Annotated in this window: 12 protein-coding genes; 3 read left to right on the top strand and 9 right to left on the bottom strand. The window is 61.1% G+C overall.

What is annotated here, in order from left to right; all coding sequences use genetic code 11:
* Positions 1–52 precede the first annotated feature (52 nt).
* Complete coding sequence (gene pepN, locus FHT87_RS27245; RefSeq protein ID WP_183805870.1) at positions 53–2,701, bottom strand: aminopeptidase N; 2,649 nt, start codon at positions 2,699–2,701, stop codon at positions 53–55.
* A gap of 186 nt (positions 2,702–2,887) precedes the next feature.
* Positions 2,888–3,994: a methyl-accepting chemotaxis protein gene (locus FHT87_RS31450; protein ID WP_183730949.1), complete on the bottom strand. Its 1,107-nt coding sequence runs from the start codon at positions 3,992–3,994 to the stop codon at positions 2,888–2,890.
* A 348-nt stretch (positions 3,995–4,342) separates the two neighbouring features.
* On the opposite strand from FHT87_RS31450, the gene FHT87_RS27235 reads away from it, so the two are divergent.
* On the top strand, positions 4,343–5,284 hold the full coding sequence (locus FHT87_RS27235) for a DMT family transporter (RefSeq protein ID WP_183805868.1): 942 nt from the start codon (positions 4,343–4,345) through the stop codon (positions 5,282–5,284).
* Positions 5,285–5,543: 259 nt separating this feature from the next.
* Positions 5,544–6,416: a hypothetical protein gene (locus FHT87_RS27230; RefSeq protein WP_183805867.1), complete on the top strand. Its 873-nt coding sequence runs from the start codon at positions 5,544–5,546 to the stop codon at positions 6,414–6,416.
* On the opposite strand, the gene FHT87_RS27225 is transcribed toward FHT87_RS27230, so the two are convergent.
* The 5 genes from FHT87_RS27225 to FHT87_RS27205 form a co-directional block, all read right to left on the bottom strand.
* Positions 6,417–6,563, bottom strand: coding sequence for a hypothetical protein (locus tag FHT87_RS27225; protein ID WP_183730941.1), 147 nt, complete (start codon positions 6,561–6,563; stop codon positions 6,417–6,419).
* A 66-nt stretch (positions 6,564–6,629) separates the two neighbouring features.
* Positions 6,630–6,821, bottom strand: coding sequence for a hypothetical protein (locus FHT87_RS27220; RefSeq protein WP_183730938.1), 192 nt, complete (start codon positions 6,819–6,821; stop codon positions 6,630–6,632).
* A 134-nt stretch (positions 6,822–6,955) separates the two neighbouring features.
* Positions 6,956–7,843, bottom strand: a complete 888-nt coding sequence (locus FHT87_RS27215; protein WP_183805865.1) for a uracil-DNA glycosylase — start codon at positions 7,841–7,843, stop codon at positions 6,956–6,958.
* A 68-nt stretch (positions 7,844–7,911) separates the two neighbouring features.
* Positions 7,912–9,207, bottom strand: coding sequence for an Hsp70 family protein (locus FHT87_RS27210; protein WP_183805864.1), 1,296 nt, complete (start codon positions 9,205–9,207; stop codon positions 7,912–7,914).
* Between the two features lie 145 nt (positions 9,208–9,352).
* Complete coding sequence (locus FHT87_RS27205) at positions 9,353–10,243, bottom strand: LysR family transcriptional regulator (protein WP_183805862.1); 891 nt, start codon at positions 10,241–10,243, stop codon at positions 9,353–9,355.
* Positions 10,244–10,347: 104 nt separating this feature from the next.
* Between FHT87_RS27205 and blaOXA the strand changes: the two genes are divergently transcribed.
* Positions 10,348–11,172, top strand: coding sequence for a class D beta-lactamase (gene blaOXA, locus FHT87_RS27200; protein ID WP_183805860.1), 825 nt, complete (start codon positions 10,348–10,350; stop codon positions 11,170–11,172).
* 37 nt (positions 11,173–11,209) lie between these two features.
* On the opposite strand, the gene FHT87_RS27195 is transcribed toward blaOXA, so the two are convergent.
* Positions 11,210–14,326: an efflux RND transporter permease subunit gene (locus FHT87_RS27195; RefSeq protein ID WP_183805858.1), complete on the bottom strand. Its 3,117-nt coding sequence runs from the start codon at positions 14,324–14,326 to the stop codon at positions 11,210–11,212.
* Positions 14,323–15,633, bottom strand: coding sequence for an efflux RND transporter periplasmic adaptor subunit (locus tag FHT87_RS27190; RefSeq protein ID WP_183805856.1), 1,311 nt, complete (start codon positions 15,631–15,633; stop codon positions 14,323–14,325). The genes FHT87_RS27195 and FHT87_RS27190 overlap by 4 nt, the downstream gene beginning before the upstream one ends.
* Between the last annotated feature and the right edge of the window lie 287 nt (positions 15,634–15,920).

Genomic DNA, 15,920 nt, shown 5'->3' with positions numbered 1-15,920 from the left:
CCTGGCTGCTTCATCCGATGAAGGCAGCCAGGCGGCAAATCACTTGCGCAAGTCAGCCCTTGAGGGTGCGCTCGACGATGTCGCGGACATCGGTCGAAAGACTGGCTGCCTTTTCGATTTCCATCAGGGCCGAACGCGCGTGATCGGCGCGGGCCGATTCCAGCGAGCGCCAGGAGCGCATCGAGGTCAGCAGACGTGCGGCAAGCTGCGGGTTGCGCTGGTCGATATCGAGGATCTCGCCGGCGAGGAAGCGGTAGCCTTCGCCGTCGGCGCGGCCGAAGCCGGTCGGATTGCCGAAGGCGAACGTGCCGACCAGCGAGCGCATGCGGTTCGGGTTCGTGCGCTTGAAGAGCGGGTTTTCCATCAGCGCCTTGACGCGATCGAGCGCGCCCGGTCCGGGAATGCCGGCCTGGATCGCAAACCACTTGTCGACGACGAGCGCGTTTTCCTGGAAACGGCTGCGGAAGGTTTCGAGCGCCGCCTTGGCCTCTGTGCTGTCGGGGAAACGATGGGCGAGGATCGTCAGCGCATGGCTGAGATCGGTCATGTTGTTGGCGCCGTCGAAGGCGGCCGTGGCGCGAACGGGGCTGCCCTCGGCATAGGAGAGGTAGGTCAGCGCAGCGTTGCGCAGCGCACGGCGGCCGGCGCTCTTGGCATCCGGGCTGAAGTTGCCGGGTGTGGTCATCGCGTCGTAGAGGGCTGCGAAGGTGGCTTTGCCGGCTTCGGCGATCTGCTTCATGACCGCCTGGCGACCGGCATGGATGGCATCGGGGTCGATATTGCTGCCGAGTTCGCGCGCGATGTCGGATTCGCTCGGCAAGGCCAGCGCCTGGGCGCGGAAGGCAGGCTCGAGGCCTTCATCGGCAGCCGCCGCAATCAACGTGTCGACGAAGGTCTGTTCGCAGACGATCGCAGTGCCCTCGCGTGCATCTCGGGCAGCCTTCAGGAGGTTCGGCAGCGCGAGATCCGTCAGCGCCTGCCAGCGGGCGAAATGATCCGTCTCATAGCGGGCAAGCAGGGCGAGATCTGCCGGGCTCTGGTCGAAATGCAGGTTGATCGGCGCGGAGAAGCTGCGGTTGATCGAAACCACCGGCCGCGAGCCGATGCCGTGGAAGACGGCCGTCTGCGTGCGCGCCGTCAGATGCAGCACCTCGCCGGCATATTCGGCGCCTTCGACGGTAACAGGCTCGATCTTGGAACCGTCCTCGGCAAAAAGCGCAAGGCTCAGCGGAATATGCATCGGCTCCTTGGTCGGCTGACCGGGGGTGGCCGGGATCATCTGTTCCAGCGACAGGCTGAAGCTCTTGGCAGCCGCATCATAAGTGCCGGACGCGGTGACGAGCGGCGTGCCGGCCTGATGATACCAGAGCGAGAACTGCGAAAGGTCACGGCCGCTCGCATCCTCGAAGCATTTGACGAAATCCTCGATCGTGACGGCCTGGCCGTCATGGCGATCGAAATAGAGGTCCATGCCCTTCTTGAAGGTCTCGCGCCCGAGCAGGGTCGCGATCATGCGCGTGACTTCGCTGCCCTTCTCATAGACCGTCGTCGTATAGAAGTTGTTGATCTCGCGATATTTGGTCGGGCGCACCGGATGGGCGAGCGGGCCGCCATCTTCCGGGAACTGCTCGGATTTCAGGTGGCGCACCTCGGCAATGCGCTTGACCGGGCGCGAGCGCTGGTCCGACGAGAATTCGTGGTCGCGATAAACAGTCAGGCCTTCCTTGAGGCAGAGCTGGAACCAGTCGCGGCAGGTGATGCGGTTGCCGGTCCAGTTATGAAAATACTCATGCGCGATGATCGCCTCGATATTGGCGTAGTCGGCATCCGTCGCGGTCTCGGGATCGGCGAGCACATATTTGTCGTTGAAGATGTTGAGGCCCTTGTTCTCCATGGCCCCCATATTGAAGTCGGAGACGGCGACGATCATGAAGATGTCGAGATCGTATTCGCGGCCGAACACGTCCTCGTCCCACTTCATCGAGCGCTTCAGCGCGTCCATCGCATAGGCTGCACGCGGCTCCTTGCCATGTTCGACATAGATCTTCAGCACGACCTCGCGGCCGGACATCGTCGTGAACGTGTCTTCGACGACACCGAGATCGCCGGCGACCAGTGCGAAGAGATAGCTCGGCTTCGGATGCGGGTCGAACCAGGCGGCGAAATGCTTGCCCGGGCCGTAGCCGGCGCCGCCGAGGAAATTGCCGTTCGACAAGAGCAGCGGATTGGCATCCTTGTCGGCGATGATATTGACCGTGTAGGGCGCCAGCACGTCCGGCCGGTCAGGGAAATAGGTGATGCGGCGGAAGCCTTCGGCCTCGCATTGCGTGCAATAAATGCCGCTGGTGCGGTAAAGGCCCATCAGCTGCGTATTGGCTTCCGGATTGATGATCGTGGTGACGGTCACTTCGAAAGGCACCGTTTCCGGCAGGTCGCAGATTGTGAGGCTCTCGGGCGTAACCGTATAGCGTTCCGGCGCCAGTTCGTTCTGGTCGAAGAGAAGGCTGGAAAGCGTGAGTTCGTCGCCGTCGAGGATAAGGGGAGCGGAAGGATCGGCGCCTTCGCGGCGGTGGAAGATCAGCCGCGCTTCCACCTTTGTTTCTGTCGGATCCAGTTCGAAAGTCAGGTCGACGCGTTCCAGTACGAAATCTGTTGGGCGGTAATCTGCCAGATTGATGACCTGACCGGTATCTGTTCGCATGTTGCCTGAAGACCTTTATTAGACAATGGCCGACTACAGAGGCGGGCGCGCTCTGCTGAAATTCGGCCGCCATGATTACATTAAAGTCTGAACTAAAGTTAAAGCAAATCGGCTGCGAACGCGAAGTTCATAGCCAAATTATTATGGTCAAATTGTCGTGCATATGCAGCCGAAAGCGGAAAACTGCTATTTGAGATTGAGTGCAATCTTGATCTCGGCATCGCTTTCCGTCTGCTGGATGACGACGCCATACCAGCCGAGCCCGTCATAATCCTCGTAGCCGAGCGTGCGGGCAAAGGCGACGATCGAGCCGCTATTGTCGTAATAGCTGCCCTTCGGCTGGCCGGTCTGGTTGGCAAGCGCGAAATGAGTGAAGAGCATGGCCGGATTGGTGCTGGCAATCACCCGGCTTGCGCCGTCGAGCAGCATGACGGTGGTCTTTTCCGCAAGCTGCGGCGGCAGGTTGGCTTCCTTCTCGACGATCGCCTGACCCTGGTTCTGCCAGTCGAAATAGACGCCGAGCGTGCCGATGAGCTTGCCGTCAACCTTGCCGCCTTCGCGGATGCCGGTCGCATAGACGAGTGCATGCCGCTGGTCGTGAAGCGGGCTCGGCTTCACCTGGTCGACGATATAGTCGTCGCCGGATGCGCAGCTCGCTGCGGCCCGGAACCAGGGATCGGCGGCAAGCGACGAGCCTGATATCTTGCGCTGGAAGGTCGGATTGGCCGATGCGATCACCCGGCCGGAGAGATCGGTCATCACGAGATCGAGATAGACGGTATAGAAGCGGTTGATGGTGCCGAGCCGTTCGGCAGCGAAGGCGACGCTGTCCTTATCCGGCTCCTGCAATGCCTGCCAGAGCGCCGGATCCGTCGCCCACCAGCGCACGTCGGCGGTGCGCTCGAAGAGGTTGCGCACGATGAGCTGGACCAGCGTCTGCGCGAGATCGGTCAGCCGCACGCCTTCCATCTCGGTAACGAGCGAATCCGCCATCGCACGGCTGAGGCCGATGCGTCCCAGCACATTGCTCTCGAACTTGTTGGTGATCTCGGTGGCGATCTGCGCCAGACGCTGCACTTCATTGGCGACGACGGCAAAGCCCTTGCCGGTTTCACCGGCACGCGCCGCCTCGATCAGCGCGTTGATGGCAAGCAGCTTGATCTGCTTGACGATGCTGGTGTTGTCGGTGCTGAAACGCTCCAGATCCGTGCTGATGCCGTCGGTGACGACACGCATCGAGCGGGGCGTTGCGTTCTGCGACTGGGATATGATCTCTGCGCTGAGCGGCTTCATTGAAAAAGATCCTGAAAATAATCTGACGCGGCTGGCTGCGGAACGAATGCTGGTCTTTTGTATGACTAATTAACTGGAAACGATGCGGCGGCATGGTTTGCAACCGGTTAACGCAGTGGGCGCAGATGTGAACATTTTCGGGGGAATGAGCGTAAAAAGTGAAGTTTTTTCACCAGAGAGTGGGGTTGCACAGGAAATAGGCAAATAAAGCGGGTAAATACTTGCTGCCTGGTGGGTGCAGATTTTTTCCCACCGGCGCATTTCTTCGGTTACGATGAAAAAATCGTCCGTTGCGTTCGAGTCGAACGCGTCTCCCCCGCTCGGCATACCCGCATAAGAGCCTGGATCATGGAATCGGTTCTCAGAAACCCGATGAGAGGCATTGCGCTGAAAGTCTCGTCGGTCGTGGTCTTCCTGACCATGCAGACATTCATCAAGCTGGCTGGGTCGGAGATCCCGCCGGGGCAGGTGACCTTCTGCCGCTCCTTCTTCGCGTTGTTTCCGATCATGGCCTATCTCGGCTACCGGCATCAACTGCGCTCCGCCTTCTACACCGCCAATCCTGTCGGCCATCTGAAGCGCGGCACGCTCGGCATCATCTCGATGGGGCTCGGCTTCTACGGGCTTCTGCATCTGCCGCTCCCCGAAGCGATCGCACTCGGTTACGCGACGCCGCTCGTCGCCGTCATTTTCGCAGCCGTCTTCCTGGGCGAGACGGTGCGTGTCTATCGCTGGAGCGCCGTCTGCTTCGGCATTATCGGTGTTGCCATCATCTCCTGGCCGAAGCTCACGCTGTTCCGGGAAGGCGGCATGGCGGCCGAACAGGCGGTCGGCGCGCTTTGCGTGCTGCTGTCGGCCGTGCTCGGCGGCATGGCGATGATCCAGGTGCGCCGCCTCGTCGAGGACGAGAAGACGGCGACGATCGTGCTCTATTTCTCGATCACGGCTTCGGTCTTCTCTCTGGTGACCGTGCCGTTCGGCTGGCTGCTGCTCGGCTGGTCATCGGCTCTCTTTCTGATCGCTGCCGGTTTCTGCGGCGGTGTCGCACAGATCCTGCTCACCGAGAGCTACCGGCACGCGGACGTTTCCACCATCGCCCCCTTCGAATACAGCTCGATCCTGCTTGGCGGCATCGTCGCCTATTTTGTCTTCGACGACGTTCCGAGCAATACGATGCTTTTCGGTACCGTTATCGTCGTCGCTGCCGGCATCTTCATCATCTACCGCGAGCATCAGCTTGGCCTCGAACGCCGCGAAGCACGAAAAGCCGGCACACCGCAGTCCTCCTGAGCGGCCAGGAAGGCTCCCAAGGGGGCATCACAGGTCGTATTTTTTATCGCATTGATTGAATAATTCAGGCATTCGCCCCTCAAAAGAAAATGAGATGGCGAAATCTTAGGATATCGCTTTTCGCAAAAATATGGTTATGAAAGTGAATTACTTTCATTTATTCAAAGCTGTGCATATTCGATAGGCCATGGATGCCGGGGGAGTTTCGGTATCGCTGCTCCGAACGCTGGCTTGCGAGCGGGGGTTGAGGAAAAGCATCATGGCGTTCACGGCGGAACAACTGGCGCAGCACCCCTCTTTCGTCGTGAGCATTCGCTTCCTGGCCGGGCAAATGCGTAGCATGTTTGATGCGGGGCCGCGGCTGGCGCGCCTGCTGGCCTCGCATCAACGCTGGCTCTTGACGCAGACGGCATATGCGTTGCATCTGGAATACGATCCGCAGGACGTGACTTCGGGCCTCACCGCCGTTCGGCTGACCGGCAAGATCACCGCGCACAAGATCGCCAGCCGCAACACGGTGCTTGCCTTCATCGAAGAGCTCTTCACCTATCGCTTCATCACCCATACGCCCGGCGATGAACGCCGCCGCCCGCGCCATTTCGAGCCGGCCGAAGTCAGCCACCAGGCAATGTTCGGCTGGTTGCTCGCCAATCTCGGTGCGCTTGATCTCATCGATGGTGGAAAGCGGGCGGCATTCCTGCAGGAAAATTCCCTGCTTTTCCGCCAGATCCAGCCACGTGTCGCCTATAATTGCCTCGAGGATATCAACTGGCGCGAACCGCCTGAACAGGTGGCGCTGTTCCTGTGGACGGAAGCGGGCGGAATGGTCATCGATCATTTCATGTCCCGGCTCGATCTCGAAGGAACCGATCCGGCACGGCTGTTGATCGGCAAGGTGGAAACCCGCCCGCTTGCCGGTGATTTCATGATGTCGCGCACACATCTCCAGCGGCTGCTCGCAAAGGGCGCGCAGCGCGGTTGTCTCGGCTGGTACGACGAGCCGAAGAAGTCGCAACTGTGGCTGTCGCGCGATTTCCTGAGGGAATATGTCGGCTGGCAGGCGATCAAGTTCGCCTATGTGGACGAAGCTTTCGAATGGGCAAAGGCGCAGTTCGAAGCCGGGAATGCCTGACTAAAGCGCGATGGCGCAAGCCGGGGTCTTGACCTCGGATGGCGTATCGCAAAGCTCACGACGATATTCGTGCGCGGCGCAGACGGCAGCACGGATATGCTCGAAAGAGTCGAGGTGACGCAGCAGTGAAATGAGAATTGTTGACATCGGTCGTTACTTTTTGAAATGCGAAAAGGCAGGCGAACCGCCTGCCGGATCATCACTCCGGAATTTTCAATATTCCTGGAAATCGGCGAAAATCGCGGCCGGACGCGAGGTGCGGCTGCTGATACCAGTACCGCGGGCGATCATCTGTTCGTTGGTGGCAAAGCCGAAACGGCTGTAGCCCTGGGTGCTGCGAACCTGATCGCTTGCTTGGCGCAGGGTTTCAAACCCGCAATGTATAGGACGAAAACGCTTGCTCATGGCCTTGGTTCCTGTTCATTCCTCCCAAGACACGCCTTCTATATTGCAGTGCAGCATTGATTCTTCAATGCACCCTTGCAGGATGCAGCCATGCATATATTGCATGGACCAATTCATAATATTTTCAAACTTGGCTAATTTGTAAGCAAGGAAAGCGACCTAAGTCTAGCCTGGAAGGCCAGAAGATCGCTCCAGGCGAGCCGCTTATTGACGGGTGCGGTTAACAGGTCCTGCGGATGCAGGCTGGCGATGGCCGGAATGACCTGATCTGCGACAGCGATCTCCTTCCACCGGCCGCGAAGCCCGTGAATCGTGTCATTTTCGCCGAAGAAGAATCGCGCCGTGTAATTGCCGAGCAGCAGAATGGCACGCGGCTCGGCGAGCGCGATCTGCCGCTCGATGAAGGGACGGCAGATCTCCGTTTCGGCCGCCGAAGGCATCCGGTTGCCCGGCGGACGCCAGGGAATGATCTGCGTCAGGAGAATGGCTGATCGATCGAGGCCGATCGAGGCCAGCATCCGGTCCAGCAACTGGCCCTGACGACCGGCAAAGGCCGTGCCCTCGCGCTCGTCATCGGCACCCGGCGCCGGACCGATCACCATGATGCCGCTCGCCGGATCGCCGCTCGCGAAGATGGTCGAGCGGGCGCTGTTTTTCAGATTGCAGCCGTTGAAGGCTTCCAACGCCGTCTTCAACTCGGTCAGCGAACGTGCGCTCTCGGCCGCAAACCGCGCCTGCTGCACCGCTTCGCCGTCGGGGATAGCCGGCTGCGGGCGCGAGACAGGGGCGGGAGTGGCTGCCCGCTGCTGCGGGGCGGCCGGGCGCGAAGGCGCCTCACTTTGCGAGTGTGCCAGTCTTTCCGGCTGCGCGGGTGCTGCCGCGCGGCGTGCCGCCTTCATCGCCTCGAATTCTGCGAACCGGTCGACCGCCTCGTCCTCCAGCAGCCAGTCCACGCCCGCTTCCGCATGGAAATGCAGAAGTGCGGCAAGTTCGGCCGGTGTCAGGTCGTTGGCGGAGATCATGGACGGACTTTAGCGGAGCGAAAACGGCAATGAAAGGGCGGGCAGGGCAGCCGGCGCCCTTTCGGCCCTTATTGCACAGTCCATTGGTCGATGTCGTCGCGTTCGCCGATCAGCGCCAGGCCGTGGGCGATCGAGAGCAGTTCGCCGCCGCTCTCGATCTTGTCGCTGTCGAAGCGCTCGGTGAAGATGCGCCGCACCGCCGGCACGAAAGATGTGCCGCCCGTCAGGAACACCTTGTCGATGCCGGATGCATCCGTATTGGTCTTCTCCAGCACCTCGTCGAGTGCGCCCTCGATGCGGGCAAGGTCATCGACGATCCAGCTTTCGAAATCGCTGCGCTTGATCGTCCGGTGACCGGCCCGGCCAAGCGGAGCGAAGTCGAAGGGGGCGTCCTCGGCGGCGGAAAGCGCCATCTTCGTTGCCGAGACCGCCTGGTAGAGCGGATAGCCTTCGTCATGGTCGATGAGATCGATGAAGATTTCCAGCTTCTCCGGCTCCAGCGCCGTGCGCACCAGCTTCTTCAGATCCTCGAATTCCCTTGTGGTCTTGAAGATCGACAGCTGGTTCCAGCGGCTGAAGCTCGCATAATAATTTGATGGAACCTCAAGGATCTTGTCGAAGCTCTTGAAATGACTCCCTTTGCCGATCTGTGGCGCGACGATGTTGTCGATCATGCGCGCGTCGAAATGGTCGCCGGCGACACCGACACCCGAATGGCCGATCGGCGTTGCCGTCAGCTTGCCGGCCTTGGTTTCGAAGCGGATCAGCGAATAGTCCGTCGTGCCGCCGCCGAAGTCGGCGACAAGCACGGTCGCATCGGACTTCAAGTTCTGCGCGAAGTAGAAGGCGGCCGCCACCGGCTCGTAGACATAGTGAATTTCCGGAAAGCCGAAGCGCGTCAGCGCCTCGTTGTAGCGCTGCACGGCCAGCACCGGGTCCGGACTGGCGCCGGCAAAGTGCACCGGACGGCCGGCAATGATGCGGGTGACATCCGCAGGCCAGTTCTCGCCCGCATAGTGGCGCAGACGCCGGATGAAGATTTCCATCAGGTCTTCGAAGCTCTGCCGCTTGCCGAAGATGATCGTGCCCTGGAAGAGGGCGCTTGCCGCGAAGGTCTTGATCGACTGCAGGAAGCGGCAGTCGCCGGGATTGTCGATGAACTGCTGGATCGCCGCATGGCCGGCCTCCACCTTCAGTGCCGACGCGCCGAGCTGCGCGTCCTTCATGAAGGAGAGTGCGGTGCGCATGCTGTCGGCGGTGCCGGCGCTGCTGGTGAGCGATATGGAATGAGTATCGGCGCCGCTATCTGCCAGCGCCAGAACAGTATTGGTCGTGCCGAAGTCAAGCCCGAGCGCCTGTGCCATGGCCGTGCTCCTTATCAGATCTGTCGAAAATGACTGAACCGGGGCAGGTGCCCCGAAATACGAAAGGGCGCCTTATGGTGCGCCCCTGACATGTTGTGAGAGGCGCGTGATCGCACAGCAGGAGCCGGAAAGCAACCCGCCTTAACTAGTTTCCAAGCTGCGCGCGCGTCTCCTCGGCCATCTTGCCGATCCACTTGCGGAACATCTCCATGGCAGGCGTGACAGAGCGCGATTTGAGACGCGTCAGCCAGTAACTGCCCTTGGAAATCCAGATCGGGAAGGGTTGTTCCAGTTCGCCTGCCGCAAGCTGGCGAGAGAACATCAAGGGCGGCGCCAGCGCCACGCCCGCGCCCTGCAGCGCCGCCTCGATCATCAGCACGGAGGAATCGAAGACCATGCCGCGGATCGGCGGGGAGGTGACGTTAGCCTTCTCGAACCAGCCCGGCCATTCGTCGGCGCGGTAGGAGCGCAGCAGCGTCTGATGGGCGACGTCTTCGGGGGAGGAGAGCTGGCGGGCGATCGAGGGAACGCAGAGCACCGAAAGCGGCGCTTCGAACAGGGCTTCGGCCTCTATGTCGTGCCAGGCGCCGTTGCCGAACTTGATCGTATAGTCGAGACCCTCGGCGGCAATATCGACGCGGTTGTTATTGGTCGAAAGCCTGAGATCGATGAAGGGATATTGCTCGCGGAAATCGGCAAGCCGCGGCAGGAGCCAGCCGACGGCCAGCGTGCCGACCGCGCCGAGCTTCAGCACTTCGCGCACATGCCCGCCCTCGAACCGCTCCAGCATATCGGCCATGCGGTCGAAGGAATCCTGCAGCGCCGGTAAGAGGGCGAGCCCTTCCTCCGTGATCATCAGCCCGCGCGGCAGGCGGCGAAACAGGCTGGCCCCGAGCCGCTGTTCCAGAAGTTTGACCTGATGGCTGACGGCAGCCTGTGTGACGCAGAGCTCGATGGCCGCCCGGGTAAAGGAAAGATGCCGCGCCGCCGCCTCGAAGGCGCGCAGCGAATTCAGCGGCAAATATGGTCGAACCATGGCAATGGCCTAATCTGATTTATGCCTGACCGGAAATATCATCGTTTGATTGGGCCTTCCAGGCCGGCCTAGAAAGCTGAGGTCGAACCATATGGAGAACGAAAGTGGCTTTCGAAAGACTTCTTCTTCTGGCATTTTCCATAATTATTACAGCAATTTCCATGAGTGCATCGCAGGCCGATGCCGCCGATCCGATCCGCTGCACGCTCATCATCGATGAGAAGACCGGCGAGACGATTTACCGTCAGGGCAATTGCGATCAGGGCTTCTATCCGCAATCGACCTTCAAATTGCCTTTGGCCATGATGGGCTATGATTCCGGCATTCTGGTCGACGAGCACAATCCACTCTGGACATATGATCCGAAGCTCAAGCGGTCCCCGCGTGAACAGAAGGACACCGATCCGACCATCTGGGAGCGGGATTCCATCGTCTGGTTCTCGCAGGCGCTGACCCGCAAGCTCGGCAAGGGCGCCTTTGCCGATTACGTCAAGCGCTTCGGCTACGGCAATCAGGATATCTCGGGCGGGCCTGGCAATACGGATGGGCTGACGGAATCCTGGCTGATGTCGTCTCTGAAGATCTCCGCCGAGGATCAGGTGCGGTTCCTGCGCCGCTTCCGCGCCGGCCGCCTGCCGATATCGGATCGTGCGCGGCAGATGACGGAAGCGATTGTGCCGCATTTCCAAGCGGCTGGCGGTTGGGATATCCAGGGCAAGACCGGCGCCGGCTGGCTGCGCAACACGGCCGGCAAGACCAACTACGAACGCCCGCTCGGCTGGTTTGTCGGCTGGGCGATGAAGGGTGACCGGCGGTTTATCTTCGCAAGGCTCTACATCGCCAATCACCGCTACGGCGACAATCCCATCAGCTTCGAGACGCGGGATTCGCTGATCGCTGATTTTCCGATGCTGGTCGAAAGCCGCTGATACGAAAAGGGCGCCGCAAGGCGCCCTTTCTGTCTTTTTACTCCGCAGCGATCGCCCGCGGCTCCTCTGCCGCGTGCGCTTCCGTCTTCCTGCGGCTGAGCATGCGATGGAGGAAATTGCCGAACCGGTCCATCTCGACGAAGATGACCGGGGTGATGAACAGCGTCAGCATCTGCGAGACGATGAGGCCGCCGACGACGGCGATGCCGAGCGGCTGGCGCAGCTCCGAGCTGGCACCTGTGCCGAGCGCGATCGGCAGGGCGCCGAGCAGGGCGCAGAAGGTCGTCATCATGATCGGGCGGAAGCGCCGCACGCAGGCTTCGTGGATCGCCGCCGTCGCCTTCTCGCCCGTCGTGCGCATCGTCTCCACCGCCACGTCGATCATCATGATCGCGTTCTTCTTGACGATGCCGATCAGCATCAGCAGGCCGATGAGAGCGATGATCGAGAGATCAAAGCCCATGATCTTTAGCGCCAGAAGCGCGCCGAAGGCGGCCGCCGGCAGACCGGAGAGGATGGTCAGCGGGTGGATAAAGCTCTCATAGAGTACGCCGAGCACGACATAGATGGTCAGCACGGCCGCCAGGATCAGATAGGGTGTATTGCCCTGCGACTGCTGGAAGATCTCTGCCGTACCGCCATAGGACGTGAAGACGTCGGCCGGCATGTCGAGGTCTTTCTTGATCTGGTCGATCCTGGCCGTCGCGTCGCTGAGCGATACGCCTTCCGGCAGGTTGAAGGAAACGGTGGTCGAGACGAGCTGCCCCGTTTGGTTGATGGTGACGGGTCCGACCGTACGTTCGACATGCGCGAAGTTCGAAAGCGGCACCAGGCTGCCATTGGAAGAGGCGACGCGGATTTCAGAGAGTTTCTGGTCGTCCCAGGGCTTGCTCGTGTCATATTCGACGATGACGTCGTAGCTGTCTCCGGTCGACTGGATTTCCGCGGCCGCAAAGCCGCTGAAGGATTCCTGCAGCGTCGTGCGCAGCGTGTCGTTGTCGATCCCGTAGGCGGCTGCCCGCTCGGTATCGATGACGATACTGGCCTGAAGGGCATTGTTCTGCGCATCCGAGGTCACATCCGTGAACAGGCGGTCGGCGCGCATCGCCTGCTGGATCTTGCCGGCCCACAGGTTGGTCTGGTCGGCGTTCAGCGCCTGTATGACCAACTGATATTGGCTGGCGGTCTGGCGCCCGCCGAAGCGCAGGCTCTGGTTCGGGGTCACGAAGGCCTGCAGGCCGGGGATCTTGTTGATGTCAGTGCGCAGCTCGCGCAGCGTCTGGTCAAGCGGTTCACGCTGATCCTTGTCCTTCAGTTCGACGAACATCGAGCCGTTGTTCTGCGGCTTGTTGGGGTTGCCGCCGATGGTCGACATCACGTGGTTGACGGCCGGGTTCGCCTTGACGACGGCGGCTGCCTGCTGCTGCAGGGCCTCCATCGCCGAATAGGAAATATCCTGCCGCGCCTGTGTGCTGATCGTCAGGCGGCCGATATCTTCCTGCGGGAAGAAGCTCGTCGGCAGCGTCATGAAGAAATAGACGGTCAGCGCGACGGACGCGAGAAAGACTCCAAGGATGAAGGGGCGATGGCGAAGGCACCAGCCGACCGCATTGTCATAACCGCGCAGCGTCCGCTCGAAACCGGCATCGAAGATGCGGATGACGAGTGGCGGACGGCTGTGATTGCTGGAAAGACGCGAGCCGAGCATCGGCGTGACCGTCAGCGACACGATCGCCGAAGCAATGATGGCGATCGCCACCACCATGCCGAATTCATTGAACACGCGGCCGACGACGCCACCCATCAAGAGGATCGGGATGAAGACCGCAATCAGCGAGACCGACATGGAGATGATGGTGTAACTGACTTCACCGGCACCCTTGATCGCCGCCTCGCGCACCGGCATGCCTTCCTCGACATGGCGCAGGATGTTTTCCAGCATGACGATCGCATCGTCCACCACGAGGCCCACCGCGAGCGTGAGGCCGAGCAGCGAGATATTGTCGATACTGTAGCCCAGCACATACATCATGCCGAAAGTCGAAATCAGCGACAGCGGAACGGCAAGCCCCGGAATGATCGTAGCCGTTGCATGGCCGGTGAAGAGGTAGATGACGAGAACGACGAGGCCGATCGTCAGGAGTAGCGTGAACTTCACGTCGGCGATGGCATCGCGGATCGGCTTTGCGGCATCGTTCATGACGACTGTGTTGACCGAGGGCGGGATTTCGGCGTGAAGCTGCGGCAGCTTGGCGTTGATCGCGTCGACGACGTCGACCGTATTGGCATCCGGCTGGCGCTGGATGGCCAGGATGATGCCGCGCTGGCCGTCATACCAGCTTCCCGTATATTGGTTCTCGACGCTGTCCTGCACGTCGGCGATATCGCCGAGATGGATCGGCGCACCGTTCGGATTGGCAATGACGAGCGAGCGGAACTGCTCGGCGTTGGTGCGCTGCGTGTTCGCCGTGATCGTCATGGCCTGCGAATTGTTCTGCAGGGTGCCGACCGGCTGCTGGCTGTTGGCGGCGGCAAGCGCCTTGTTGACGGTATCGATGCCGATGTTGCGGGTCAAAAGCTTGTTGGGATCGACCTCGACGCGCACGGCATAGGTCTGCGCGCCGAAGACGCTGACCTGGGCAACACCCGGAAGCGTCGACAGCGACGGCGAGATGATGTCTTCGGCGATCTCGTCGAGCTTGCTGCGCGGCATGGTGTTGCTCTGCACCGACAGCAGCATGATCGGCGCATCGGCGGGGTTGGTCTTCCGATAGCTCGGCGGTGTCGTCATGTTGTCGGGCAATTGCCGCGTCGCATGCGAAATGGCCGCCTGCACGTCGGCGGCGGCCGCATCGATATCGCGGTTCAGGTCGAATTGCAGCACGATGCTGGTACTGCCGAGCGAACTCGACGCGCTGATCTCGCTGATGCCGGGGATCGTCTCGAACTGTTTGATCAGCGGTGTCGCGACCGAGGTCGCCATCGTCTGCGGCGAGGCGCCGCTCAGCTGCGCCGAAACGTTGATGGTCGGGAAGTCGACCTGCGGCAGCGCCGCCACCGGCACGAGCCGGTAGCCCGCAAGACCGGCCAGAATGACGCCGATCGCAAGCAGCGTCGTTGCGACCGGGCGCTGGATACAGAAATTCGGGATCATTGCTCAGTCCCCACTGCGATCGTTTCGGCCTGCTGCTGTTGCCGAGGCGCCTCGGCGGAGGCGACATTGAGCGTCTTGTCGTCGAATTGCTCGCTGACCGCCTGCTGGTCGTTGAGCTGGCCCTGGCCTTCGACAACCACGTGATCGCCTTCCGCGATGCCGGACGCAATGGCGGTGAAGCCGCCATTGGCGCGGGCGACGGTCACCGGCGTCAGGTGCGATTTGCCGTCCTTGGCAACGAAGGCGAAGAAGCCGTCGGGACCGGGGCTGACGGCAACCGTCGGCACGACCACCTGCTGCTCGTCATTGTTGAAATGCACGACGATATTGACCGACTGGCCGGGCCACAGAGCGCCGGCGGCGTTTTCGAACTTCGCCTTGGCAAGGATCGTGCCCGATGCCGTATCGACCGTATTGTCGTAGAAGCTGATCTCGCCTTTGCGCACCTGCCCTTTGGTGGAATTGGGTGCCGTGCTGACCTCGACCGGGCCGGCGGCCAGCGCCTTCTTCAGCACACGCAGGTAGCGTTCCTGCAGATGGAACTTCACGTAGATCGGATCGTATTTGGCGATGGTGACGATGGCCGCACCCGCATTGACGAAGGCGCCCTTGCTGAGGGTGATATCGCCGAGCCTGCCGTCGAAAGGCGCACGAATATCGGTATGCTCGAGGATGACCTGGTCGGAGGCGAGCGTGGCCTTGTCGGCTTCGACGGTCGCGGCGGCGGTATCGCGGGCAGCCTTGGCCTGATCGAGGCTCTGCTGGGTTCCGGCCTTCTGGTCGAAGAGGTCTTGCGCCCGGGTCAGCGCCGTCTCGGATTCTGCGAGCGTCGCCGTATCGCGCACGATCATCGCATTGTCCTTGTCGACGGCGGCCTTGGCCGTCCGGTCGTCCAGCTTGGCGATCAGATCGCCTTCCTTGACCGTCGCACCGTCCTGAGCCTCGATGCTGACGACGAGGCCCTGTTCCTGCGCGGCGATGGTCGTATTGTCCTCGGCATCGGCCCAGCCGGTCGCCGTCACATCCATCGGCAGCGTCGCCGTCACGGCTGCCACGGTCTTGACCATGGTCGGGCCTGTCGCGCCGTGCCTGCGTCCGCCGCCCTGCCGCTCACCGCCCTGTTGCCCAGCACTTTGGGCCTGATCGCTTTGCGCCTGCTGATGGCCGCCATTGCGGGTGCCCTCAGGCTTCCTGATGAACTGCGACAGGTAGGGCATATCGGAGGCATAGGGAATCCTGTCCCCGAACTGCCAGACGCCAACGGCGGCCACGGCTGCAATACTGACGGTGATCCAAAATTTCTTCATGGGTGAGACCGGTCTTGTCTTGGAAAATTGCGTGATTTCTGCCGTGATTGAGCCGCCTGTATTGCGGCGCAAAAAAGACATAATCACCCCGGCGGCGATCACTAAGCGGTTATGGCGGCTTAAATTTTCGTAATGAACAATCTGTAATATTCAGGTTATTCTAATATATAGTCAGGTAGGCAGCGTCGTCGATCGTGGAGACCTGCCAGCGCAGGCTGTACCGGCGAAACACTATTTGATCCGCATGGCAGATCCTGCGCGGGATAGACCCTGGAAAATGCAGAGGC

This window comes from Rhizobium sp. BK316 (assembly GCF_014193695.1).
GTDB lineage: Bacteria > Pseudomonadota > Alphaproteobacteria > Rhizobiales > Rhizobiaceae > Rhizobium.
Note: the sequence above shows the minus strand (reverse complement) of the source record. Positions and strands in the feature narration are given on the sequence as shown.